The organism is Spirosoma harenae (assembly GCF_054776975.1).
The window spans coordinates 201,091-223,808 of sequence record NZ_BAAHBD010000010.1; the positions used below are offsets into that span (position 1 = coordinate 201,091).

27 protein-coding genes are annotated in these 22,718 nt (G+C 44.8%); 11 read left to right on the top strand and 16 right to left on the bottom strand.

Features of this window, described 5'->3' with window-relative positions:
• The first annotated feature begins 130 nt into the window (after nt 1–130).
• From ACYVE4_RS14775 to ACYVE4_RS14785, 3 genes are all read left to right on the top strand, one after another.
• The gene (locus tag ACYVE4_RS14775) at nt 131–775 is read left to right on the top strand and encodes a peptidoglycan DD-metalloendopeptidase family protein (RefSeq protein ID WP_461040922.1); all 645 of its coding nucleotides are present in this window, start codon (nt 131–133) and stop codon (nt 773–775) included.
• Nucleotides 776–862: 87 nt separating this feature from the next.
• Nucleotides 863–1,363 carry a GbsR/MarR family transcriptional regulator gene (locus tag ACYVE4_RS14780; protein ID WP_461040923.1) on the top strand — a complete coding sequence of 167 codons (501 nt, stop codon included), beginning with the start codon at nt 863–865 and terminating at the stop codon, nt 1,361–1,363.
• Between the two features lie 53 nt (nt 1,364–1,416).
• Nucleotides 1,417–2,181: a thiol-disulfide oxidoreductase DCC family protein gene (locus tag ACYVE4_RS14785; RefSeq protein WP_461040924.1), complete on the top strand. Its 765-nt coding sequence runs from the start codon at nt 1,417–1,419 to the stop codon at nt 2,179–2,181.
• Nucleotides 2,182–2,212: 31 nt separating this feature from the next.
• On the opposite strand, the gene ACYVE4_RS14790 is transcribed toward ACYVE4_RS14785, so the two are convergent.
• Nucleotides 2,213–3,139, bottom strand: coding sequence for a hypothetical protein (locus ACYVE4_RS14790; protein ID WP_461040925.1), 927 nt, complete (start codon nt 3,137–3,139; stop codon nt 2,213–2,215).
• A gap of 71 nt (nt 3,140–3,210) precedes the next feature.
• Nucleotides 3,211–4,005, bottom strand: a complete 795-nt coding sequence (locus tag ACYVE4_RS14795) for an alpha/beta fold hydrolase (protein WP_461040926.1) — start codon at nt 4,003–4,005, stop codon at nt 3,211–3,213.
• A 99-nt stretch (nt 4,006–4,104) separates the two neighbouring features.
• Between ACYVE4_RS14795 and ACYVE4_RS14800 the strand changes: the two genes are divergently transcribed.
• The 4 genes from ACYVE4_RS14800 to ACYVE4_RS14815 all read left to right on the top strand — a co-directional run bounded on the left by ACYVE4_RS14800 (nt 4,105) and on the right by ACYVE4_RS14815 (nt 5,853).
• Nucleotides 4,105–4,374, top strand: coding sequence for a hypothetical protein (locus ACYVE4_RS14800; protein WP_461040927.1), 270 nt, complete (start codon nt 4,105–4,107; stop codon nt 4,372–4,374).
• A gap of 60 nt (nt 4,375–4,434) precedes the next feature.
• Entirely contained in the window at nt 4,435–4,695 is a 261-nt protein-coding gene (locus ACYVE4_RS14805) for a hypothetical protein (RefSeq protein WP_461040928.1), read from the top strand.
• Nucleotides 4,692–5,081 (top strand): DoxX family protein, encoded by a 390-nt coding sequence (locus tag ACYVE4_RS14810; protein ID WP_461040929.1) that lies wholly within the window; start codon nt 4,692–4,694, stop codon nt 5,079–5,081. Before ACYVE4_RS14805 ends, ACYVE4_RS14810 begins: the two co-directional genes overlap by 4 nt.
• A gap of 67 nt (nt 5,082–5,148) precedes the next feature.
• The gene (locus ACYVE4_RS14815) at nt 5,149–5,853 is read left to right on the top strand and encodes a hypothetical protein (RefSeq protein ID WP_461040930.1); all 705 of its coding nucleotides are present in this window, start codon (nt 5,149–5,151) and stop codon (nt 5,851–5,853) included.
• A 61-nt stretch (nt 5,854–5,914) separates the two neighbouring features.
• Here the strand turns inward: ACYVE4_RS14815 and ACYVE4_RS14820 are convergent, their stop codons facing one another.
• A complete protein-coding gene (locus tag ACYVE4_RS14820; protein WP_461040931.1) occupies nt 5,915–6,442 on the bottom strand; it encodes a hypothetical protein in 528 nt (175 codons plus the stop codon).
• Between the two features lie 142 nt (nt 6,443–6,584).
• Here ACYVE4_RS14820 and sufB point away from each other — a divergent pair, with 142 nt between their 5' ends.
• Nucleotides 6,585–8,078, top strand: coding sequence for a Fe-S cluster assembly protein SufB (gene sufB / locus ACYVE4_RS14825; protein ID WP_461040932.1), 1,494 nt, complete (start codon nt 6,585–6,587; stop codon nt 8,076–8,078).
• A 67-nt stretch (nt 8,079–8,145) separates the two neighbouring features.
• Here the strand turns inward: sufB and ACYVE4_RS14830 are convergent, their stop codons facing one another.
• From ACYVE4_RS14830 to lysM, 3 genes are all read right to left on the bottom strand, one after another.
• Nucleotides 8,146–9,030: a trypsin-like peptidase domain-containing protein gene (locus ACYVE4_RS14830; protein WP_461040933.1), complete on the bottom strand. Its 885-nt coding sequence runs from the start codon at nt 9,028–9,030 to the stop codon at nt 8,146–8,148.
• 80 nt (nt 9,031–9,110) lie between these two features.
• The gene (locus ACYVE4_RS14835) at nt 9,111–10,025 is read right to left on the bottom strand and encodes a DUF937 domain-containing protein (RefSeq protein WP_461040934.1); all 915 of its coding nucleotides are present in this window, start codon (nt 10,023–10,025) and stop codon (nt 9,111–9,113) included.
• Nucleotides 10,026–10,319: 294 nt separating this feature from the next.
• Entirely contained in the window at nt 10,320–10,787 is a 468-nt protein-coding gene (gene lysM, locus ACYVE4_RS14840; protein WP_461040935.1) for a peptidoglycan-binding protein LysM, read from the bottom strand.
• A gap of 273 nt (nt 10,788–11,060) precedes the next feature.
• On the opposite strand from lysM, the gene ACYVE4_RS14845 reads away from it, so the two are divergent.
• Nucleotides 11,061–12,350, top strand: coding sequence for an SGNH/GDSL hydrolase family protein (locus ACYVE4_RS14845; RefSeq protein WP_461040936.1), 1,290 nt, complete (start codon nt 11,061–11,063; stop codon nt 12,348–12,350).
• A 7-nt stretch (nt 12,351–12,357) separates the two neighbouring features.
• Nucleotides 12,358–13,155, top strand: a complete 798-nt coding sequence (locus tag ACYVE4_RS14850; RefSeq protein ID WP_461040937.1) for an outer membrane beta-barrel protein — start codon at nt 12,358–12,360, stop codon at nt 13,153–13,155.
• A 39-nt stretch (nt 13,156–13,194) separates the two neighbouring features.
• Here the strand turns inward: ACYVE4_RS14850 and ACYVE4_RS14855 are convergent, their stop codons facing one another.
• The gene (locus tag ACYVE4_RS14855) at nt 13,195–13,830 is read right to left on the bottom strand and encodes a hypothetical protein (RefSeq protein ID WP_461040938.1); all 636 of its coding nucleotides are present in this window, start codon (nt 13,828–13,830) and stop codon (nt 13,195–13,197) included.
• 59 nt (nt 13,831–13,889) lie between these two features.
• Complete coding sequence (locus ACYVE4_RS14860) at nt 13,890–14,228, bottom strand: winged helix-turn-helix transcriptional regulator (protein WP_461040939.1); 339 nt, start codon at nt 14,226–14,228, stop codon at nt 13,890–13,892.
• Nucleotides 14,229–14,583: 355 nt separating this feature from the next.
• On the opposite strand from ACYVE4_RS14860, the gene miaA reads away from it, so the two are divergent.
• The gene (gene miaA, locus ACYVE4_RS14865; protein WP_461040940.1) at nt 14,584–15,480 is read left to right on the top strand and encodes a tRNA (adenosine(37)-N6)-dimethylallyltransferase MiaA; all 897 of its coding nucleotides are present in this window, start codon (nt 14,584–14,586) and stop codon (nt 15,478–15,480) included.
• A 43-nt stretch (nt 15,481–15,523) separates the two neighbouring features.
• On the opposite strand, the gene ACYVE4_RS14870 is transcribed toward miaA, so the two are convergent.
• From ACYVE4_RS14870 to ACYVE4_RS14905, 8 genes are all read right to left on the bottom strand, one after another.
• On the bottom strand, nt 15,524–15,817 hold the full coding sequence (locus tag ACYVE4_RS14870) for a rhodanese-like domain-containing protein (RefSeq protein ID WP_461040941.1): 294 nt from the start codon (nt 15,815–15,817) through the stop codon (nt 15,524–15,526).
• A 68-nt stretch (nt 15,818–15,885) separates the two neighbouring features.
• A complete protein-coding gene (locus ACYVE4_RS14875; RefSeq protein WP_461040942.1) occupies nt 15,886–17,877 on the bottom strand; it encodes a T9SS type A sorting domain-containing protein in 1,992 nt (663 codons plus the stop codon).
• A 23-nt stretch (nt 17,878–17,900) separates the two neighbouring features.
• Nucleotides 17,901–18,677: a PASTA domain-containing protein gene (locus ACYVE4_RS14880; protein ID WP_461040943.1), complete on the bottom strand. Its 777-nt coding sequence runs from the start codon at nt 18,675–18,677 to the stop codon at nt 17,901–17,903.
• A 53-nt stretch (nt 18,678–18,730) separates the two neighbouring features.
• Nucleotides 18,731–19,324: a riboflavin synthase gene (locus ACYVE4_RS14885; protein WP_461040944.1), complete on the bottom strand. Its 594-nt coding sequence runs from the start codon at nt 19,322–19,324 to the stop codon at nt 18,731–18,733.
• 47 nt (nt 19,325–19,371) lie between these two features.
• Nucleotides 19,372–20,142 (bottom strand): class I SAM-dependent DNA methyltransferase, encoded by a 771-nt coding sequence (locus ACYVE4_RS14890; protein ID WP_461040945.1) that lies wholly within the window; start codon nt 20,140–20,142, stop codon nt 19,372–19,374.
• A gap of 80 nt (nt 20,143–20,222) precedes the next feature.
• A complete protein-coding gene (locus tag ACYVE4_RS14895) occupies nt 20,223–21,137 on the bottom strand; it encodes a glycosyltransferase family 2 protein (RefSeq protein WP_461040946.1) in 915 nt (304 codons plus the stop codon).
• An 83-nt stretch (nt 21,138–21,220) separates the two neighbouring features.
• A complete protein-coding gene (locus ACYVE4_RS14900; protein ID WP_461040947.1) occupies nt 21,221–22,306 on the bottom strand; it encodes a DegT/DnrJ/EryC1/StrS family aminotransferase in 1,086 nt (361 codons plus the stop codon).
• Nucleotides 22,303–22,698, bottom strand: coding sequence for a sugar 3,4-ketoisomerase (locus tag ACYVE4_RS14905; protein ID WP_461040948.1), 396 nt, complete (start codon nt 22,696–22,698; stop codon nt 22,303–22,305). The genes ACYVE4_RS14900 and ACYVE4_RS14905 overlap by 4 nt, the downstream gene beginning before the upstream one ends.
• Nucleotides 22,699–22,718: the final 20 nt, after the last annotated feature.

A 22,718-nucleotide genomic window follows, 5' to 3' on the forward strand; every position in this document is an offset into this window, starting at 1 on the left:
TAGTTTGCCGAAGATTATGCGTAAATAACGAACAAAATAACTGTAAATATACTCTTATCCGCCGAAAGCATCAATAGGATTTAGTAGGATGAAAAGTTCGTCCTATTTCGCCATATACCTAGCCTTACTCATGCTGCTTCCCTTCGATTTTCAGAAAGGTTCGTACCTCATTCTTGACTTCTCAGCTACAAATCCGGACCTGCTTACGCTCGACCTCACGGACACGGCTATGTTTACCAATTACGTTTTCGGGAAACTATCAGCCGCTGGAGCTAAGGTTGGCGTAGGTGGCTACAACGAACATCGAATCATTTACCGTCGAAGTGCGCATTTCAATACGTCGGATGAAGAGCCGCGCGAAATTCATCTTGGTATAGATTTCTGGGCCAAAGCAGGAACGCCCGTTTTTGCGCCAATGGACGCTACCGTTCACAGTTTCCAGGACAATGCCAATTTCGGCGACTATGGTCCAACCATTATTCTAGAACATCCCCAATCCGATTTTGCCCGCTATTCACTCTATGGCCACCTGACACGCCAGTCGCTGGAAGGGTTGTACGAAGGAAAGATTGTTAACGCCGGAGAACCAATTGGAGCGATTGGTCCCTATCCCGAAAATGGAGATTGGCCGCCACACCTGCATTTCCAGCTTATGAATAATCTTCTAGGCCGAAAGGGCGATTTTCCGGGTGTTTGCTCGGTGAACGATCGAGCCAAATTCCTGGCCATTTGCCCTAATCCAAATGAGTTTTTGCGTATTAAAGGTTTAACGTAAAAGTCAATTTATCTTGTGTCGATTATACAGCTACATAAATCTTTCAAAATATTTTGAAAGTACAAAAACATTCATTTACCTTTGAGCATGACATTCGACGAGGCAAAAGATAAATTCATTCATACCTGGGGAACACTGGCTACTCAGTGGGGCATCAATCGATCAATGGCCCAACTACATGCCTTATTACTAATCTCCCCTGAACCACTGGCCACCGAGGATGTCATGGAACAGTTACAAATTTCGCGGGGTAACGCCAGCATGAACCTTCGGGATCTGATGGATTGGGGACTGATTTACAAGCAGCTTAAACCGGGTGAACGACGTGAATTCTTTATGGCAGAAAAAGACATCTGGAAAGTGGCCCGCCAAGTGGCTAAAGAGCGCCGTCGTCGGGAAATAACGCCTGTGATCGAAATATTAAATGAACTGAAAACCGTCCCGACTGATACACCTGAAGCTGCTGAATTTCAGCGTGTAATGGAAGGCTTGGGTAATGTAGTTGGTTTTGCTGATAATACGCTCAACGCGGTTATTAAAGCGGAAGAGAATTGGTTGATTGGGCAGTTTCTGTCTGTGTTTCGATAATTTTTTTGCTCTACAATTTCAATTATTTCTGAAAATTCAAAATTTACAAAGACATGAAAAAGTTAATTATCTATGATGATAGTTGCCCAATGTGTCGACTTTATACAAAAGGTATGGTATCTGCCGATGAGAGTGGTTGTCTTCAGCGCATTGGCGGGAATCAATTAGCCGATAAAACACTTGTTGATCGTTTAGACTTGCAACGAGCCCGGCATGAAATACCGCTAATTGATCTTGATGGGGGTGAAACGCTTTATGGGGTAGATACCTGGATTTATGCATTGGGACAGCGAAATCAGTCCACTGCAAAACTCCTGTCGCTGAATTGGTTTAACTTATTGCTTCGAAAAATATACGCGTTTATTTCCTACAACCGGCGTATTATCATCACATCTCCTCCTGGACGATGGCAATTATTAGATCTCCAGCCTGACTTTAGTTTGAAGCTACGAATCCTGTTTATACTTGTCGTTTTTACGCTTATAAGTACTCTTTCTATAATCGGGCCTAAATGGCCATCAACCTTTTTCCTATTAGTTCCAGCGCAAATTCTGACAGTTTCTTTATACCTGCTGGCACAGCGATCCGGCAATTACCTTGAAGAGTTATTCGATTATATAGGCCATCTGGGAATGAGCCTGTTAGTTGGTATGTCCATCATGACCATTGGCTATGCTATTAATCAGTCCCCCCTTATCCTGATCGGCTACGCCTTAATGATCGGTCAGCACTTTATTCGCAGTTACCGACTTGGATTAACGCCCTGGCTAAGTATCATCTTCACGGTTTTAGTTTTCTTATTATTCCGTCCGTTATGAAAGCCAATATGGTTATTTTGGCTAGACATGGTTAGTAATTTAGTAGCCAGTTCAATGTTTCTTTCGGATCAATGATCGACCATGAATGCGGATTGCGGGTCTTTTGCTGTTTGCGATAGCCTCTCCCAGATGTGGGCACATAAGCTGCATTTGTATTGCCAATCGTTCGTAGATAATTGATTAGGCCTACGCAGTCAATAGTATTCAGATCATACACATCCCGGCTCCGTTCTGTTAGTTGCCAAACCAGATCGGGTTCACTGATCAATCGAATGGGCATAGTTTTCAACAGATCAGCATTCCGATTTGTCGTATCAGCGCGGCAGTAAGGCGCGAAAGCTATATACTGCGAAAATTGTTTAGCTGGTGATCCACCAAATTCTTTATCCATCCGGTCAATTAGAAAAGCCGCTTCATTTACCGCTACAGCCACTTTTCCGTATTTACGCTGATGCAAAGCCGCTTCATAGAACCGAACAAAATCCAGTGGAGGATCAGCTGCAAAGATAGCGTTAGGCTTCGGTAAGTTTGCATTAGCACTAGCCCGTTCGGCGTATCGGACAACACCGCTTCCGCCCAACGAGAAACCACCTAAATAAAGCTTTTTACCAGCCAGTTTATAACGATCCTGAATTTCTTTAATTACCTCACCAATCGTCTGTTGAGAAACCTCATCAATATAGAAGGATTGCCAGCCTTGTTGGAGCGTAATGATAGCCGTTAGCAGGCCACGTTTGGCGGCTTCTTTTGGCAAATCCGTTTCTCCGTAGGCCGCTTCGGGTAGTTCACCAAATCCCGGCAGTAATACTAAAAGTCCTTTCGGCGTTCCGACAGGTTCAACGGTTAAATAGTAGTTGACGGAGCTATCTTTCGTATTGCGAAACGTCGTTCCGGTTTTCTGCGCCCAGACTAAACCAGGAATGATCAATAACAAGCTAATCAGTGCGGTAATCTTCATATAAGCGCCTATTGAGAGATCGGTAAAACTAACCGAATCATCATCGCTGCTCCTGTTAAAAATAGTAACGATTACTTTGCCAGAAAGTCGACGACGGCTTTCGCAAACTCAGGGGTCCGCATGGCTCCTCCATGATTCCCCGGCACAATGACTAAACGTGAACCGGGTATAGCGTCTACCAACGTTTGCGGGTCACCATTATCCATATCCTGATCACCGTTGACCACTAACACTGGAATCTTGATTTTAGCTAATTCTGCTTTGCTGGTAACAGGTTGAAATTCCTGTAAACGAGCCAGCACAACGGTATCAGCACCTGCTTTTTTCGCATTATCGACGGCGGGCTGCAGTTCGGGATGGCTTCCAGGTTTGGTCAACGCTTCGAAGAAATTTTTGCGTCGAATCCAGTTTGGATCGGAGAAGTCGACGCTGATTCCCCCCATCACTGCCCGCCGAACCTGCTTATCCATGGTTAGCAATTTAGCCGTCAGAATGGCACCGCGTGAATAGCCAACTACATCATAGTTTTTCAGGCCAAGGTGTTTCATCAGGGCCATTACGTCCTTCAACTCCATATTGTCGCGGTAAGCTTCGGCTGTGTGAGGTTTATCCGACAAGCCATTACCGCGTAAATCCAGCATGACAACTTTGAAACCCGCATCAGCCAATGCCTGTCGAACAGCAGATCGTTTCCAACTTTCGCTGGTGCTGATAAAGCCATGCAACAAAACAACTGGTTTCCCTTCGCCTAATATATCGTAATGAATTTTGGTGCCATCGAATGAGGTAAATAATGGTTCGCGGGATGGTTGCGAATGGCAGATTGTAGCTACCAGCAGGCAAAAAAAAAGTAAAAATCGTTTCATAGGTCTTTCGTTTCGAGTTTCTGGTTTCAAGTTTAAAAGAAGTCTAACCTTTCTCTATTCTACCGGGTTATCTCTTTATAAACCAACAACTCAACAACTATGAAAACGCTGATAGATTATCCCACGGCTACCGATACTGGAGTTATAGGCTCCCGGATGGATCGCATTGATCCCGATATTTTCCGAAATGAAGCTGGCCCAGCCGTAGACGAAGAAGATGGGCTGGACGAAGATATGGCTGACGACGAACCCGACGAAGAATTATATGACGAACCCACTGATGAAGACGGTGACCCAACCGGCGAACACGATCATCATCAGGATGATAACTATGCGTTAGGCGGTCACGTAACTCGCTCAAGTTCATAATAAACCTAAAAGGTTTTGGAAACCTTTTAGGTTTGGTCTACTAACATATCACCCAAATCGATGAATCCGAACGATAATAAAACATACAATCCAGCCGAGGATGACAACCAGGGGGTCGTTCAGCTATTGGCGCAGGGCGAAGAATCAAACGCTGGGATTCCTCAGGTTGCACAACTGAGTCCTGTGACTGCGTCAGGACCGGAACCTGAAAAAGCGGAAGTACCAGATTCTGGTGGCGGTAATGGCACCAATGACGATCTACTCGCCGAAGAAGAAGTAGAAGATGGCGATCTGGAATTAACCAACAACGAGGACGAATGAAAGCCAATGCGTTAGCCCAAATCGTTATCCGTATTGGTCTGGGAATTAACATGCTTATGCACGGGCTCGTTCGCATTCCGAAATTGGCTGCGTTTGTCGCGAAAACGGAAGCAGGATTTGCTACAACAATGCTTCCGCCCATCGCCATAAAAGCGTTCTTGTATACACTCCCATTTCTAGAGTTTTCGATTGGTGTCTTGATTCTACTGGGCGGCAAATTCGGCAAATGGGGATATTTTTTAGGTGGTATTTTAATGGGTGCTTTATTGTTCGGAACCTCCCTGAAAGAAGACTGGTCGGGCGCTGGTAATCAGTTGATTTACGTTATTGGCTTCTACCTAGCCCTACGCGGTTTAGATGATTCTGGGCGGGGTCGGCTGCGATAATTTTCACGAAAGTTTACAACGGTCATCAACTTTGCGGAGTCAATAGAGGAAACAAACCAAGTTAATAATGAAATCAACGTTGTGGTTATCGTCCGTTTTGGCGGGCAGTGTCTTCCTCTTTTCCGCTTGCAGTCAGGACAGTGTTCCGGTAGGACCTGGTCTCCCCTATCAATCCGCTTTTCAGCAGGGCGCCGACGGCTGGACAGCCGATATTACCGATTATGGCACTCCACAGAGCGACATTATGGAGTTCAAAGCAGCATGGAAAGGATTACCTTCCCCATTGGATACAACCCGTAAATCATTAATGCTGTCGAGCATGAACCGTAGCGACGACGCGTTTATGTTCCTGAAAAAGAAGGTAGTTGGATTACAACCCAGTACAGAGTACAAACTCGTTTATGACATCGAATTGGCATCGCAATATCCAGAAAATTCTGTAGGTATTGGCGGATCACCTGGGAGCAGCGTCTGGTTGAAAGCAGGGGCTTCTGCTATTGAGCCTGTAAAAGAGTTGAAGGATGGATTCTATTCGCTCAACATCGATAAAGGTGCACAGAACAATGACGGGAAAGACGCTGTTCGATTGGGCAATATTGCCACCGAAGACGGTACCGAAACCTACTCGCTTATCAAGCGTTCCAATGCCGATACGCCGTTTTCAGTGAAGAGCAATGATAAAGGTGAACTCTGGCTTCTTGTTGGCACCGACTCAGGCTTTGAAGGACTAACGACGCTGTATTACAGCAAGATCAACGTAACACTCAAGTAATTTCTGATTTACTCAACGTAATAGAAAAATGCCCATTACTAGAAGTAATGGGCATTTTTCGTTAAGGTTCTGGACAATCACTCAACTCTACCACTTTATTCCGGTCGAGAAGCCAGCAGTTGCCATACACATCAGCATAGTGAACCCGAAGATGAAACGACGTGTCACTCACGACATCGCCTAATTTGCTACTCAATGCTTCATCATTTCTAGCCAGATTAAATATATTCACTTCATCGCCCGCTTTTAGAACCCCCTCCGACTGTAAATCCCGGTGAAAAAAGCCACCATTCAACGGTCCGGTATGGCGCATCATAAGTGCATAAAGCGAAGGGTAAACGATTCCCTGATAGCTTACAGTCACTTTTTTTATAACCGCAGGCCCTACGCCTTGATTGGCAATGGTATAGGTAAAGTTTTTATCAAGAATACTGGCCTCAACAGCTAACCTTGGCCAAACGGATGCCTGTTGCTGCTCCCGGGCAATCTTGGTTTGAAAAACTGAGACGATCAGGGCGGCTAAACTTAGAAATGTAGCGGATAGGCTAAGATGCAATTCAATATTGATTCGTTTTTTGGGAGCAGGCATAAGTAGATAGACTATAGACGCTGAGATGCCCGAAATAACGGAAAGTTTCCGATATTTGTCCAGTCTGCCAGGAACGTACCCCTCCGGCAAATTGTTAAAAATATATTGCACTGACTCATTTACAGAGCAATTAACCGAGACTATGAGCAAGGACGTTGAAATTTTAGAGAGTATTACCAACGCCGAGTATAAATACGGATTCGAGACGTTGATTGAGGCTGATGAAGCCCCCCCAGGTCTTGATGAAGATACCATTCGCTTTATTTCTGCAAAGAAGGCTGAGCCTGAATGGCTGCTCGAAAGCCGATTGAAAGCATTTCGGATGTGGCAGGAAATGACCGAACCTACCTGGCCGAATGTTCACTATCCAAAGATTGACTATCAAGCGATTAAGTACTATTCAGCGCCAAAGCAAAAGAAAACCGTTAACTCACTCGACGAGATCGATCCTGAGTTACTGGATACTTTTAATCGACTTGGTATTTCACTGAGCGAACAGAAACGTCTGGCGGGTGTCGTCGATCAAAACGTTACAGATTCAGCTCCTAGTGACCGTCCTCGGGTAGCGGTTGATGCCGTTATGGATTCGGTTTCGGTAGCGACTACGTTCAAAAAAGATCTCGCCGAACGGGGAATTATTTTCTGTTCGATTACCGAAGCGGTTCATGAACATCCTGAGTTGGTAAAGAAATATCTGGGCTCGGTTGTTCCTGCTAAAGACAACTATTTTGCCGCGCTCAATGCAGCTGTATTTACGGATGGTTCATTCTGCTACATTCCAAAAGGCGTTCGCTGCCCCATGGAATTGTCTACATACTTCCGCATCAACGCGGCTGGAACGGGGCAGTTCGAACGGACACTGATCATTGCTGACGAGGGCTCATATGTAAGTTATCTCGAAGGTTGCACGGCACCCATGCGCGACGAAAACCAGCTCCACGCAGCCGTAGTTGAACTGATCGCTCATGCCAATGCCGAAATCAAATATTCGACGGTACAGAACTGGTACCCAGGTGATAAAGATGGTAAAGGTGGCATTTACAACTTCGTAACCAAGCGTGGTATCTGCGACGGTCCGAATGCCAAAATTTCGTGGACGCAGGTAGAAACAGGTTCAGCTATTACGTGGAAATATCCGTCGGTTATTCTGAAAGGCGATAATTCTATTGGTGAATTTTATTCGGTTGCGGTTACCAACAACATGCAACAGGCCGATACCGGAACCAAAATGATCCATATCGGCAAAAACACCAAGAGCCGGATCGTATCAAAAGGAATTTCGGCGGGTAAAAGCCAGAATTCCTACCGGGGTTTAGTACAAGTATTGAAACGAGCCGAAAACGCCCGTAATTACTCCCAATGTGATTCGCTTCTGCTAGGTGATAAATGCGGAGCGCACACGTTCCCTTATCTGGAAGTTAACAATCCATCGGCGACGGTGGAACACGAAGCGACCACCTCAAAGATTGGTGAAGATCAGTTGTTTTACTGCAACCAACGCGGTATTCCGACGGAACAGGCTGTTGCCTTAATTATCAATGGATATGCCAAAGAAGTTCTGAATCAATTGCCTATGGAATTCGCGGTCGAAGCACAGAAACTGCTGGCAATCAGTCTGGAAGGCAGCGTTGGTTAGATCATTAAATTGATATTTATTCTACAAGAAAAAGCCTCTATGCACACGTAGAGGCTTTTTCCTTTTGTCATGCTTCATAAAATTTCACACCTTTTTCCCGAAGGAATGATTTAATTACATCGACATGAACGCATCGGCCAACATTGAGAAATGGATAATTGGAAACTCGCCTTTTTCGACCATTCACCAACACTTCATGATCTTCAATATCAAAGCCAAGATGTAAATGACTCGTTGCCGATTGCATTCCATAAATCAGCCCGTTTGTATCGAACAAAGGACCTCCGCTTTGGCCTCGCAAACCGGGTGTGCTCATTTCAATACCCAAAACATTTCCATTATCAATTGATAATCGAGTCACAATACCATCAATTGGAAACGAAGGAGACGTCGTACGCCCTACTACATCCCATTCTATATCATCGACAGCGGGATTGAAGCGAAAATTGGTGAATTCTGGAAACGGATAACCTAATCGACACAAACTCCGCCCCGGTTTTATGCGGCTACTATCGCCTAAAAAAGTAGCGTGTGAACTGTATAACAGACGATTGTAGCCTTCAAAACGCAGAATGGCCAGATCCTGCGTCGGATGCCGCTCGATGCTCAATCGCTTAAATTGATCGACACAACCCACAAAATTATTCCGTATCCGAATGATTGTGTCAAGACTTAGCTTATATTTTGCCTCCAGTTGGCTAATCAGGTAGGTTGCATTTTTTTCCCGAAGTACGCCCTTACGAGCTCCCTGAAATTCCCGGTAGTTATGAAAAATGGAATCTGCCTGCGCCACTAAATCAGCAACGTGCTTACACGTAATGGCACAGCCTTCCCGATTGACAAAAAAGAGAGTTGCCGTACCTGGCACAATCCCATCGTGCCCATAAAGTCGGATAATTGAGTGAAGCGGACGGGTAAATAAATCAACGCGTTCAATGGCGTCAACAAACATATAAAAGGGTAATTACCGAGTGAATCAATTCGTCGGCAATATAAGGAATGCACACGATTGACCCACCAGTAATTGTCAGCCTACTTTGGTTTTACCTGCGATGAATCGCGAATACCGAGCGGTCCCGGCACTGTGGAGTCAGTAGTCTGACCATTTGCTTCCCGAATACTTTCTTTGGTAGCCGCAGATGTGTCTTCAACGGCATTTGATTCAACGCGGGCAGTCGAGTCTGTACTAACTCCATCTATGCTATTCTGATTCTGGCTACACTTCTGAATGATCAGTCCAATAACCAGAATCAGAATAGCGATCATTGCCCAGCGCAACCACCGAACATTTTCATGACGACGGTCACCCTCGGCGCTTTTCGGGATATTGGGATTAATAACATTTCCACTGAAATTATCAGTGCCCTGTACGTCGGTTTGCGGACCAATTGGGGTTACTAGTTCATTGAAACCGAATAAACTTTCTATTCCTTCCAATCCACTGGGCAATGCTTGTCGGATTTCGGTAGCCTGGCCCAGCAATAGTGTAGTCAGGCTTTCGGCAGTAAGTCCTTTTTCCTGCTCCTGTCGGCCCAAGACGCCCATCAATACCATACCTGCCTGTACTAGAATGGCGAGTACTGATTGAGGTTTTGCGCCACTATATAAGCCAATCAACTCAGTAGCTTTAGTTAGTTGATCATCAAAAATATGATCCAGAAATTCACGACCAGCTGCGGTTGCTTCGCTCGTAGCCGGATGCTCGCCAATCGCCTGGCTGACATCCAGAGGAATATCAACGTATTCTTCTTTGTCCAGAAAAGTGAGGATCGATGCTGCACCGCCCGTATGTTGAATCCTGCGTGTGAGCACTCCCAGCAGTGTTGTTACTGATCCGTTAACAGCTTTTAGCGTAGTAGCCGACGATTCATTCAATTCGTTACTTAGCTGATCGACAACTGCGGGCGTAAATTGTTCTTTTAGATAGGATAATAAATGAACAGCCATGATTTTTCCATTACGTTGAGACTAATAGAACTGTACATGTGCCGAAAAGTTGCGGGTAAAGAGTCTAGTGGTAGATAGCAAACAGCTTCAATTCCTCTAGACGTTCTACGACACCGTATCTATCAAAACGCATTTTGCCGCAGAAAGGCTTTGCTGGTGTTTGTAAGACATTCCCGCTCATTTGCTTAATCGATAGTGGTCGGCCCGTTATAAGTAACACGGGCTGGATTTCCCGGATTCGTTCAGAATACAGAAAACCCAGCCCGTATAAATAAACAGTACGCTAAAAGCGGCTTATAGTTGTGGAATCCGCAAAACCTGATCAGGATAAATCAAGTCGGGATCTTTCAGCATTGGCTTGTTGGCTTCGAAAATAATGCCGTATTTCATGGGATCTCCGTAAACTTCTTTAGCAATTTTCGATAGCGAATCCCCTGATTTTACCGTGTAGTATTTTCCTTCTGGAGCTGGAGTATCGACCGTTAATTGGTTATCGACCGCTGACACGCCTTCAACGTTTCCAACAGCTAACGCAATTTTTTCAGCATCTTCCTGCGTTTTAACGGAACCAGTCAACGTTACCGTATCACCTTTCGTTTTAACCGTCAAGCTATTGTACGAAAGTCCAAGCTGCTTTACGTGATCGAGCAGTGCCTGCGCACGAACTGGTTCAACTTTTTCTGCTTCAGCAGGAGCTGGAGCTACCTCATCTTTATGAAAAATTTTCTCACCTACTCCTTTAAAAAATGACAAAAGGCCCATTGGATTAGCTAGTTTTAGAATGAAACATCAATTAACTGCTGGCAATTACGCGAACACAGTTAAGACAAACAACATATTCGTATTATGGTTTGTTTTCCACGGTATCGATCATTGCCAGAATTTGACGGATAATCGGTTTCCTGGTAACAGAAAGCCCGTACTTTTGCGTTCTTTTTTTACAATTTGTCTATTTTCAATACAATTAACCCCTTTATCCGGATGGATATCAAGAATAGCGTTTGGGGGAGTATGATACTAGCAATACTTGTTAGTATGAATGCCTGTACCAATAATGACATTGACCCCAATGGCAGCAGTACAGGCCAGGCGCCTACCAAAGGAAGCGCCGATTTTACAAAATACGTGGCTGTAGGTAATTCACTAACTTCGGGTTACGCTGATGCAGGCTTGTATCGAGAGAGCCAGCTCAATTCGTACCCGAATATTCTGGCAGGCCAGTTTAAAACTGTTGGAGGTGGCGATTTTGTGCAGCCACTATTTACGGAAGCACAAGCAGCCGGGTCTGGGTATCTAAAGCTAATTAAAGTCCCATCTCCTACCGATCCAACGTCGTTGGCAACATCGTTGGGGCAAGTAGCGCCTGGTGCTGCACGAGGGGGAAGCAACCCTAATGGAGCTTTATTAACCAAGTTTACGGGCGCAAATCAAAACCTGGGTGTACCGTCTATTAAAGTAGCCGACATTCTGACGGCCGGCTATGGATCAACCCAACAAGGAAATCCCTATTTTGAGCGATTCTTAAGTGATCAGGCACAGACTACCACGTATTTTCAATACGCCAGTGACAATCTGAACGGGGCCACTTTTTTCTCTTGCTGGTTAGGTAACAACGATGCCCTTTTATACGCAACGTCTGGTGGTATAGGTGCCGAAAACGCTCCAAATGGCTTAACTTCGACAACGCTGTTTACTACCAATTTTACGGCGATTATGAACAAATTGACCGAGGGGGGTCGTAAAGGGGTTGTGATTGGTATTCCGAATATCATCAAGACCCCTTATTTCACAACCGCTACCGACCAGATTGGTAATTTGCTAAAATCACAGGGTCTTACAGGACTGGCAATTGCTTCTAAATCAGCGCCTGGTGGTGTTCGTATGTCAGGAGCGGGCGATTATTTTCTACTATCTATCTCGTCTGTACTCACCAATTTCATTAGCCGGGGTGTAGGGCTAAGTGCGGCTAATCCTGTTCCCGATCAATATGTATTGGATGCCAGCGAAGTAGCGGCTATGAATAGTCGGATTACGGCGTTCAATACGATCATGAAAACACAGGCTGATGCCAAGGGAATTGCCTATGTCGATATCAATCCCATTTTTGATCAATTGACCCAATCCGGCGGTCTTGTTCAAAACGGTATTACTTATTCGGCAGCTTATATACAAGGGGGAGTGTTTAGTCTCGATGGGATTCACCTGACTCCAGCCGGTTATGCAATGGTTGCCAATGAAATTATCAAAGGGATCAATGCAAAATACAGTTCAACAATTCCGACTGTCAATCCAGCCAATTATCGTCGCGTACTGCTCCAGCAATAAATTACTTATGAAATCGAATCAATTTTTAATCGCCGTTTTGCTTTGCGTTTCTACATCAGCAGCAATGGCGCAATCAGATATTCCGAGTTTTGAGGGAGGTATCAAAGGGGGCGGAACGTTTACGCATGGCTATACGACGATTCCTGGACAACAGGTGGGCAGTGTAACTGTTCCTGATCTGAAAAACCAAAATAACGGTATTGGGTATGGTTATTCAGGCGGAATATGGATTCGCAAGAACTTCGATAACTTTTTTATTCAGGCAGAAGCAACATACAATCGTTTCGTATTGAATCAGAAAAGCGCTATTACCCTCGATATAAACGCCAGCTCGGCCATTGCCAATGCATTACCGGTTAGTGTACAACCTGGCATTTTGAATGCCTCCTTGAATGTCGTTTCTCAATCCGTTCTGGAAGCAGTCGATGTACCAATTTTAATTGGTAAGCGATGGATGGACGGCAAATTACGCGGTTATGTTGGGCCTAATTTGATTTTCATTCAGAAAGCAGAGGCCACTCGAACCACCAACGGAGTGTTGAATGCGAATGCGGCTGTTTCGTTTCCTGAAACAACTATTCCGGCCAGTACAGGTACAACGAATCTGCTCAACAAATACGAAGCGCAGAATTTAGAAGTCAAAGACTTTACATATGCTGTGGAACTAGGCGTTGGTATAACGCCCATTCGTTTTCTGGACGTGGATGTCCGCTATGCTCTACCAGTTGGCGGAGTTTATAAAGACAACACGATCAAAGGCTTTCTCGGCATCGCCACCGTTTCGCTAGGTATCAAAGTATTTTAAAAAAATAGTTGACGAGTCGGTAGTCGATAATAACTGACGCTATCGACTATCGACTATCGACTCGTCAGATACAAGCGTATATCCCGCCCCAATAGCCTGTAGTTGATAGCGCATCATCCGAGAACCACCCGACGGTTCGGCATTCGCATCACCAGCCTGATAAATAGGGTATTTTCGACAAAGGATCGACTTCTCGACCCATAGACTATCGTGCCCCATATAACCTTGGGCAGCAGGCGATTGCCAGTTTTTTAGCGTAATAGCGGCCAAACGTTCAGGCAGGAACTGCCAGGCGTAAACTTTCCCAAACGATCCACTTCCGTAGCTGGTACTGTACAGGTATAGTTCAGGGAAGCGATTATTATCCAAATCGGCTACTTCAGCTCCCGTTAGTGCGCCATCGACGCGAACACGAAAATTGGTCAATAACAATTCACCCCGGTAAGCTTTAATAACGGCCTCCCTTACACGTCCAGTGTCAGGAGCGGTCACGCTGAACTTATACACGTTAAATTGCAGGGTTTTACTATACTCAGGAGCCTGTTTGCGCCCATAGTTAACTACCTGATTTGCCGACAACTCTGGTAACGCCACGTCCATATGCTGCCACTTAAACAGGGCCAATTGCCCTAACCCCCAAATGGCTACAAATAAGCAAAAAGCGTTTACATTCATTGAATCCGTTTTCGTTGTCTCAACAAATAACGATACGGAATCAAAAAAAGTTGATAGAATTAGGGTTCCAGGAAAGTTTCGCCGATTGACGTAAGTTCAATCAACTTAGGCAGTATTTTCTGTGCTTTAGCCGTCAGGCTATATTCAACTCGGGGAGGCACTTCATTATATGATTTCTTTTCAATAACCCCTAAGTCAACTAACGCCTTAAGTTCCTGAATTAAAACCTTTTCACTTACCTCCGGAATCATGCGTCTTAATTCACCATATCGCCGGGAATTAGTACCCAATTGGTAAATAATATATAATCGCCATTTTCCGCAGATAATATCTAATGTTTTCTTTAGCGCGAGATGCGTAGAACCTGAAGAATTATGCGTACTGAATTGTTCGTTCATGGATACTAAAAGCACTAACTTTTTGGTATGTAACAGTCTGATTAAAAGGTACTTGCAATAATATGAGCAAATATAGATATTTACAGCTAATGTATACGGCAGATTAATTATTTCTAAAATTAGAATTAGGTATTCTTGTAGTAACTACCTGCTAATCAGCAATAAATTTCCACCTATATGGATTAGCCAATTTTAGGCTTCTACCCTACGATCAATTTAGATTATACATAGCTTGTTATTGCTCATGTCAAGTAACGAACATACCGTTCATTCTGTTTATTATCAGACCTGGCTTACCTAAAATCTTCTTACCTTGTAAATAAGTAAGTTAGCCATAAATTTGTTAGATTATCAATTGAAAACATTACTGGTTATAGCGGGTCCTACAGCCGTTGGAAAGACCGCTCTCTGCGTTCAATTAGCGAAACATCTGCATACCTGTGTTGTATCGGCTGACTCAAGACAACTTTATCGAGAACTGACTATCGGAACGGCTAAGCCCACTCCTTTAGAAATGGATGGCGTTCCCCATTACTTTATCAATTCGCATTCGATAACGGATTCAATAAACGCAGGACGTTATGAACGAGAATGTTTAGGTATACTAACTGATTTATTTGAACAACAGGAAGTCGTTATTTTGTCAGGCGGAACGGGCCTGTATATCAATGCAGTGTGCTTCGGATTAGACGATATGCCTGCCGTAGACCCTATTCTACGCGAAAATTTACACTTTCGATTACAGCAGGAAGGCTTGGGTGTACTACAAGAAGAGTTGCGCCAATTGGACCCGATTTATGCGCAGACAGCCGATTTACAGAATCCAATCCGGGTCACGAGAGCGTTGGAAGTATGCCTGGCAACTGGACAGCCTTATTCCTCGTTCCGCAGAAAGCAGTCAATTGACCGTCCTTTCCGATCAATTATGATTGCACTTGAACGTCCACGGGAAGAATTGTATGCTCGAATTGAAGCCCGCATGGATGCTATGCTGGCAGCCGGACTTGTTGATGAAGCCCGATCACTTTTGCCTTATCGGTATTTGCCAGCCTTACAGACTGTGGGCTATCAGGAAGTTTTTCCGTATCTGAATGGCACGTACAATAGTGAGGAAATGGTCCAATTACTTAAGCGCAATTCACGCCGGTACGCCAAACGACAACTTACCTGGTTTCGCAATCAGGGCAATTACAGTTGGTTTCACCCCGATGATCAGGAGGGAATTTTGAGATGTATGATGTATGATGTATAATGATAGTTTTATATCCTACACCCTATATCATACATCATACATATTATTGCGCTCGGTACGCCAGCATGCCACCGATTACATTACGGACATTATTGAATCCATTCTCTTCCAGAATTTGCTGGGCCATGCCACTACGCTTACCTGAACGACAATGTACTATTACTTCTTCGTCCTGCAATCCGTCGAGTTCATCTAAACGATAAGGCAAATCACCAAGAGGAATCAACGTAGCCCCGATGTTATCTTCTTCGTATTCGTTGGGTTCGCGAACGTCGAACAGATTCAATTTTTCCCCTTTCTCAAGTCGTTCTTTTAACTCCTGTACGGTAATATCCATAATAGTCGATAGGTAGCTAGTCAAGAGTCTACAGTAAGTTATTACATGGCATTGACTAGCGACTGAGTTTAATGTTGAATGATTAATTTCTGTACAACTGATCGCTGGTCGGCAAAAAGCCGGAGTAAATAAAAACCATCGGGCAGATGACTCAAGTCTAACGTTTGCTGCCCTCGACTTGGTTCGTGTGTCAGTAAGGTTTGTCCACCACTCGTTAACACATCCAATCGAGTCAGTTTCGCGTCGCTGTTCCAACGAATCAGGCCAGACGTTGGATTAGGGTAAGTTCGGAGAAGAGCTAACGGTTCTGGTTCGGTTGTAGGTGTCAGCACGCCTTTTTTATCCATAACTGGCCGAAGCATAAAAGCACCTGCTATCTGAAACGATGATAACGGTTTCCCTGCATTGTCTTTCCGCAGGTTCTGTTCCCAGTTTGCTCCGCCGTTATAAAAAATATTTTCGCCGAACGGACTATTTCTATCGAACCCAATTCGTAACAATGTTGTATCGGCAGAACTAATTTGCTGATATCCAACATAAAATGTATCTGTCACAATCACATTCCGCGTGAATTTGTAATCGACAAATCCATTTCTCGTAGCTGGATATTGCATAGCGAAGGATTGTTGATAAAGCGCTATACCCGGTTTGCCATTCTTGTTGCTATAAATGGTGATAACGAACGGTTGCCCGGTCTGATCATTCGTAAAAGGAACCAGGCATGCCTGAACACTACCCACTGTATCGGGTTTGTTCAGGATAAATCGCACTGCAATCTGCTCGCGCTGACGAATCTGATACGCATATTCCCAAGATCCATCGTCGTACGCATAGTAATTATCGAGTACGGCTACCGATGAAATGGTATCGTTAGTCAGCAATGTTTTAGGATTAGCGCTAAAAATAGGGTTCTGAGCATCAGAAGTTTCCAGATCAATTTCGTATCGAAGCGTCGCTCTTGTTTGTGTATTTCCAAACGTGAACGCACGAGGCTTTACCGTTCTACGCTGTACCCCATTTACGAAAATGGGCGATGTAATATCATTCTGCAAAATGCTGCCCGATATCTCATCGCGCACAACAAATCGGTGAGGGGTTGGCGTCGGGTTGTTAATCAGGTTATTAATTACCGTACTTACCGAATCGGCCACTTCATTTTCAAGTCGATACTGCGCCAATGGCATAGCAGTATAGCGTTTCAACAACGGTGTTAATTGCTGCTGCGTTGCAATATCAATCATCGACCTGAAGAGCGCACTTGATGGATTTCGTCCTTTGTCCAGATATATGTAATCAATATTCCACGTATCGAAAGGACCCGAACGTCGTCCAAACGTGCGAAAACGGAAAGCAAATCCGTTGTGGAAGTATCTGGCATCGGTTACCTGAACAAATGCCTGATTAAATGTACTATCGGCTCGCCCTCCTACTTGCTTCCAGACATTCCGCCAGATATTGTCAGAACCTTTGAACTGGAGAAGCAGCGAGTCGGCTTGCTGAATAACCAGTGTATCGATGTAAATTTTCAGCGAATCGCCATTCCGAATCAGCAATTGATCATAAGGTCCAGGTTTTTCACCCGGAAGAAGTTTGGTTGTATCAGGTCGCTGAACCTGAATAGCGCCGGGATCGGGTAACTCGCCATAGCCTTTTGCCTGCCAGTAGAAACTCAGGTAAACACCACTGTTAGCTGTCAATCCTGCCAGATTAATGGGCTTCGACTCCAACGTATCGGTATAACCCTGATCCAATGCCGAGTTTCGCACATAGGGTAACCCATTGGCTCTCAGTCCGTCGAACGTCGCTATATTGATGGAGGGATGACCAATGCCCATCGTATTGTTGATGTATACCCCACTCCCCGGCTGCCAGCGAGCGGTGTTGGGCTGCATCGAATTTTGTTGAGTGGTTGAAGCAGCAAAGTCATCAAAAAACGGGAGTTGTAATGAAGCTTGCGCCCTAACCTGTGTTGACCAGAAAATAGCCAACGCGGAAAGAAATCCCAACAAAATTTGTCGGATAGACAATTGATACAACTGGCAAGACAAAGCAATTCTCATTTGGCATTCGTGCCGGAAAGCGTTTATTGATCCGGCTCAACTGGTCCCACAACCCACAAATCCATTGTTTCGCCCACACGGATGCGTTCACCAGACTTAGCTTCGGGTCGTTGTCGAACTACGGTTCCGACTTCCTTTTCCGGATCATCAACAGAAATAATCGTGCCGACTTTCAAATTCGACCCCTGAATGGTTAGCCTGGCCTCATCGAGTGGCTTACCTACAACGTCAGGAACCTCAAACATCGTACTTCCGAGCCCATCGCCAATTTCAAGATCAATTGCTGCGCCCTTTGGAACGAGGGTACCGGGAGCGATTTCTTTGCCGTTGTATAATTGACGCAGTACCGCATTCTTCGCTACGTCGGGAACATAAATTCGCTCGCCAATCGTCAGACCCAGCGATTGCAAATTCAGCTCAGCACTCCGAAAAGTCAGGCTAGTTAATTGAGGCATCGCGACCATTGGTGGTACGCGTTTAATCAGGGTTATGTATATTTTTCGCCCCTCTTTTACTTTGGCATTTGCTCGCGGATACTGTTGAAAAACGGTTAACGGTGGCTTTCCGGCAACATACGTGCAATCTTCTACTTCGTAACGCAGGTCACGGTCGTCCAGCAGATTCTGCATTTCATCAACACTAAGACCCGATACATCAGGCACCGTAATCGTTTGCCCATGATTGGTCGTAAACGGAAGATAAAGGAAGAAAAAACCCAGAAACAGAACTGTCAGGAAGGCGACAATAATACCAATCTGCATCAGCAGGTCAGAGACGGTGCGGGTGCTGATTTTAATCATTAGGAAGTAAATAAAATGGGTGAAGTACGTGCACGTAACACAAAGTAAGTCGCTTATTGATAGCTTGCCAACATTTTTTTGATGTACTTCCCAACAATATCGAACTCAAGATTGACCTCATCACCAACGTTCAGGTCACTAAATGTAGTATGCTCGTAGGTGTAAGGAATGATAGTCACCCGAAAACGATCAGGCTCTGAATTAAAAACGGTTAAACTGACGCCGTTGATACAAATAGACCCTTTTTCGACTGTAATATTCCCGGACAGATCAGGTTGATACTGAAAATCGAACAGCCAGCTCCCGTCCATGTCCTGTACAGACGTACAAATGCCCGTCTGGTCAACGTGTCCTTGAACAATATGTCCATCGAAACGACCATTAGCAGGCATACATCGCTCCAGATTGACACGATCACCGATTTTTACGTTTCCCAGGTTCGTCTTTTTGAGGGTTTCATCGACCGCCGTAACGGTATAGCTTCCATCGCTAACACTGGTCACCGTCAGACAAACGCCATTATGGCTAACACTCTGGTCTATTTTCAACTCCTGAGCCATCGACGACTCAATATGGAAGGTTAAATTGGTTCCCTCCGATTCAATAGCCGCTACCCGGCCTGTTGATTCAACAATTCCTGTAAACATACGTACTAGTCATTAGTCAAGAGTCGATAGTCAGCAGCCTCTTTTGATTATCGCCCCTGACTATCGACTACCATAAACAGCGAACTTCCAAAAGGGGTTCGGCCCAGAATTTTTTGCTCCGCTCGAGCAATTCGATAAAGTGCTTGATTGATCCAGGGACTGGGCAAATACACATCCGATTCAGGGTTTTCAGTTTGGCGCCGACCTAGTTTGAGCTGTAATCGCTGCCACTGGCGGATGGGTAAAATCAGAAACGACAGAATAAAGCTCCAGTAGCTCGCGTAGCGAATCGATAAACCTGCCTTCGGCAAAAGACGCTGAAAGTCAGCTACTACAAATCGTCGCATACTTTTAACTGCCAAATCATGTTCTCCCCAAAAAACGTTAAAGGCGTTATTATTTGTGACTAATAAACCATTAGTTTTCAGTCGATTACTCATTGCCCTTAAAATCGGAACTAACTGAGAATCTGGGAAATAACAGAATACATCATTACAAATAATGACATCATATTGATTTTCAGGCTCGAACGCAGGTAAGTCATTTAAATCGAGCAGGGAAACAGAAAAACCGCGTTCGTGGCAAAATGCGACTGCATCACTTGAACCATCAACTCCTCGAATGTTAGTATAACCCCATCGACGCAGAAAAGCCTGCATGCCGCCCGTGCCGCAACCCACGTCTAAAATCGTCAAATCGCGTCGCTGACCAAAGCGTCGCTCCACTACGTCGACGACCCGTTCGTGCAGGTGACGATACCACCACAGTTGGCTTTCCACCTGAAACATTTTCTCGTATTCCTCCGATCGACCGATCATAAGACGTGTGAGCGATGAGTGATAAACGATGAGTGATAAGTTTGTCAATTGGCGTCAGCAAACTTATCACCCCTCGCTCATCACTCAGCACTCCTTTTTTCTACATACGGCGGCAGACCGCTGTAGGCCATAAATAATTTACCTAAATATTCCCCTAGTACGCCCAGAAAAAGCATTTGCAATCCTAATCCGGTCCCAATAGCCCAAACGACTATTCCCCAGCCCGGCAGAACGAATGCGCGGGTCACGTAGCCGATCAAAAGGATAATACCGGTTATAATGCCCAGTAGAAACAATCCTGCTCCGATTATGGTGAAGAGTCGAATTGGCCAGAGCGAGTAACCTATAAATACATTCAGAAATAGTGCGATCAGTTTTCGGACCGTATAACTAGAACGCCCTTCCGAACGGGCATTATGGGGTACTTCAACGCTACCCACATTTCGAGTTACCCGAAAAATCAATCCATCAATATAAGGATAAGGTCCTCGATAACGGATTATTTCATTAATTACATCACGGTGAATCAGTTTAAAACTTGACAGATATAAATTCCGTGGTTTTCCAATCGAATAAGTTGTTAGTGTATTTACAAGCCAGCTTCCTAGATTTCTGAACCAGTGATGCTGTTTTTCGGCGTAACGACTATATACAACATCATACTGCCCCATTTTAGCCGTTTCTACAAGCGTTAAAATAGCTTCGGGTGGATTCTGGAAATCATCATCTATAATGACGGCGTATTGGCCAATTGTATGATTAAGTCCGCAGAGCACCGCATTAAATTCTCCGAAATTCTTCCTCAAAGAAACCAGTTTAACATTCAAAAATTTAGCGGCCAACTTACTGCAAACGGCCTCTGAACGATCGCGACTTCCATCATTAACCAGCACAATTTCAAATACGCAATCACTCAGGCAAGTCTGCAAATGCTCAACCAGCGGACCAATCGTTCGTTCGCTATTGTAGACTGGAATGACGACAGACAGAGTCATAAAGGAGCAATGAACGATGAGTGATGAACGATGATATCTGGCGTCAGCAAACTCATCATTCATCGTTTATCACTCATCACTAATTAAAACTGGTTAATTGTATCAATGATATAAATTACTTCATCATCAGTCATTACCGGATTTAAAGGTAAGCTCAATACTTCTCGGTGCAACTGTTCCGAAATAGTTAACTCCAGTTGAGACCACGATGCATAAGCGCGCTGTTGATGAGGTGGAATTGGATAGTGCACATCGGTAGCAATACCCTTGTTCCGCAAAAACGATTGTAATTCGTCACGCTGTGGATGGCGAACCACAAACAAGTGCCACACATCCTGCTCAATCTGGTCGGCTGGGGGCAGTATAATAGTTGGGTTCTGGATACCTGCAAGATACTGTTTCGCTAGTGCTCTCCGACGCTTGTTTTCACGATCGAGCGCGGGCAATTTTGCCGATAATATAGCAGCTTGTAATTCATCGAGTCTACTATTATGACCTTGATAGTCATTTACATACTTCTGCGACGATCCGTAGTTTCGCAAAGCCCGAAGTCGTTTGGCAAGTTCATCGTCGTTAGTTGTAATTGCTCCGGCATCGCCAAGAGCGCCTAAATTCTTACTTGGGTAAAAACTCCAGCCAGCTGCATCACCCAGATTCCCAGCACGCTTGTTACGATACATAGCTCCATGTGCCTGAGCTGCATCTTCAAGAACCTTCAATTGATAACGCGCTGCTAACTCCCGGATTGGCGCCATGTCGCAACAGCGTCCGTAGAGATGTACGGGTAAAATTGCCCGGGTATGCGGTGTAATGGCAGCTTCGATGCGATTTGGGTCCAATAAATAGGTTCTTGGATCAGGCTCGACCAGAATGGGCTTCAGTCCAGCGAGTGTGATGCTTAAGATAGATGCGATATAGGCATTCGATGCCACAATCACTTCACTATCAGTCGGAAAACTCCAGGCTTTTAATACCAGCGTTAGGGCATCGAGTCCGTTGGCGACCCCAATACAATGCGTTGTTTTGCAATAAGCTGCAAACGTAGATTCGAACGCTTCGACCTCGCGACCCAAAATGTACCAGCCTGAGTTCAGTACACGTTCGGTTGCCGTTCTAATCGCTAACTCATGCGGTTCGTTAACACGCTTCAGATCCAGAAATGGAATCATTCGGAATCGGCCATAATCAGCCGACTATTGGGGTAAGGTTCGTAGATATAATCGTCTTTGTCGTAGGGCTCGTTCGAAACGACCAGTAAAATGGCATCGCTCGAAAACTCATCCATAATATGCCAATCTTCCGGATAAAGTACCAGGCATTCACGTGGATTAGTTAGCTGATAGTTGGTTTCTTCACGGCCATTATTTGAATATACCCGGCAACTACCGTTTAGACAAATGAGTGCATTCCAAGCTTTATGATGCCGATGGCCCGCACGAACACGCTGACCAGCTTCGTAGATATAAAAGACACGTTGAATCACCCCTGGAATGATATCTTCGAACACAGTTAAGTTACCATTTCCAGATGTAAATGTCTTTAATTCGTAAAGTTGTGCCATCCGTAGTGTACAAGTTTGTT

Excerpts from the sequence above, each read along its gene's own strand:
- ACYVE4_RS14775 (WP_461040922.1), top strand. The coding sequence starts at position 131 with ATGCTGCTTCCCTTCGATTTTCAGAAAGGTTCGTACCTCATTCTTGAC.
- ACYVE4_RS14780 (WP_461040923.1), top strand. The coding sequence starts at position 863 with ATGACATTCGACGAGGCAAAAGATAAATTCATTCATACCTGGGGAACA.
- ACYVE4_RS14785 (WP_461040924.1), top strand. The coding sequence starts at position 1,417 with ATGAAAAAGTTAATTATCTATGATGATAGTTGCCCAATGTGTCGACTT.
- ACYVE4_RS14790 (WP_461040925.1), bottom strand. The coding sequence starts at position 3,139 with ATGAAGATTACCGCACTGATTAGCTTGTTATTGATCATTCCTGGTTTA.
- ACYVE4_RS14795 (WP_461040926.1), bottom strand. The coding sequence starts at position 4,005 with ATGAAACGATTTTTACTTTTTTTTTGCCTGCTGGTAGCTACAATCTGC.
- ACYVE4_RS14800 (WP_461040927.1), top strand. The coding sequence starts at position 4,105 with ATGAAAACGCTGATAGATTATCCCACGGCTACCGATACTGGAGTTATA.
- ACYVE4_RS14805 (WP_461040928.1), top strand. The coding sequence starts at position 4,435 with ATGAATCCGAACGATAATAAAACATACAATCCAGCCGAGGATGACAAC.
- ACYVE4_RS14810 (WP_461040929.1), top strand. The coding sequence starts at position 4,692 with ATGAAAGCCAATGCGTTAGCCCAAATCGTTATCCGTATTGGTCTGGGA.
- ACYVE4_RS14815 (WP_461040930.1), top strand. The coding sequence starts at position 5,149 with ATGAAATCAACGTTGTGGTTATCGTCCGTTTTGGCGGGCAGTGTCTTC.
- ACYVE4_RS14820 (WP_461040931.1), bottom strand. The coding sequence starts at position 6,442 with ATGCCTGCTCCCAAAAAACGAATCAATATTGAATTGCATCTTAGCCTA.
- sufB (WP_461040932.1), top strand. The coding sequence starts at position 6,585 with ATGAGCAAGGACGTTGAAATTTTAGAGAGTATTACCAACGCCGAGTAT.
- ACYVE4_RS14830 (WP_461040933.1), bottom strand. The coding sequence starts at position 9,030 with ATGTTTGTTGACGCCATTGAACGCGTTGATTTATTTACCCGTCCGCTT.
- ACYVE4_RS14835 (WP_461040934.1), bottom strand. The coding sequence starts at position 10,025 with ATGGCTGTTCATTTATTATCCTATCTAAAAGAACAATTTACGCCCGCA.
- lysM (WP_461040935.1), bottom strand. The coding sequence starts at position 10,787 with ATGGGCCTTTTGTCATTTTTTAAAGGAGTAGGTGAGAAAATTTTTCAT.
- ACYVE4_RS14845 (WP_461040936.1), top strand. The coding sequence starts at position 11,061 with ATGAATGCCTGTACCAATAATGACATTGACCCCAATGGCAGCAGTACA.
- ACYVE4_RS14850 (WP_461040937.1), top strand. The coding sequence starts at position 12,358 with ATGAAATCGAATCAATTTTTAATCGCCGTTTTGCTTTGCGTTTCTACA.
- ACYVE4_RS14855 (WP_461040938.1), bottom strand. The coding sequence starts at position 13,830 with ATGAATGTAAACGCTTTTTGCTTATTTGTAGCCATTTGGGGGTTAGGG.
- ACYVE4_RS14860 (WP_461040939.1), bottom strand. The coding sequence starts at position 14,228 with ATGAACGAACAATTCAGTACGCATAATTCTTCAGGTTCTACGCATCTC.
- ACYVE4_RS14870 (WP_461040941.1), bottom strand. The coding sequence starts at position 15,817 with ATGGATATTACCGTACAGGAGTTAAAAGAACGACTTGAGAAAGGGGAA.
- ACYVE4_RS14875 (WP_461040942.1), bottom strand. The coding sequence starts at position 17,877 with ATGAGAATTGCTTTGTCTTGCCAGTTGTATCAATTGTCTATCCGACAA.
- ACYVE4_RS14880 (WP_461040943.1), bottom strand. The coding sequence starts at position 18,677 with ATGATTAAAATCAGCACCCGCACCGTCTCTGACCTGCTGATGCAGATT.
- ACYVE4_RS14885 (WP_461040944.1), bottom strand. The coding sequence starts at position 19,324 with ATGTTTACAGGAATTGTTGAATCAACAGGCCGGGTAGCGGCTATTGAA.
- ACYVE4_RS14890 (WP_461040945.1), bottom strand. The coding sequence starts at position 20,142 with ATGATCGGTCGATCGGAGGAATACGAGAAAATGTTTCAGGTGGAAAGC.
- ACYVE4_RS14895 (WP_461040946.1), bottom strand. The coding sequence starts at position 21,137 with ATGACTCTGTCTGTCGTCATTCCAGTCTACAATAGCGAACGAACGATT.
- ACYVE4_RS14900 (WP_461040947.1), bottom strand. The coding sequence starts at position 22,306 with ATGATTCCATTTCTGGATCTGAAGCGTGTTAACGAACCGCATGAGTTA.
- ACYVE4_RS14905 (WP_461040948.1), bottom strand. The coding sequence starts at position 22,698 with ATGGCACAACTTTACGAATTAAAGACATTTACATCTGGAAATGGTAAC.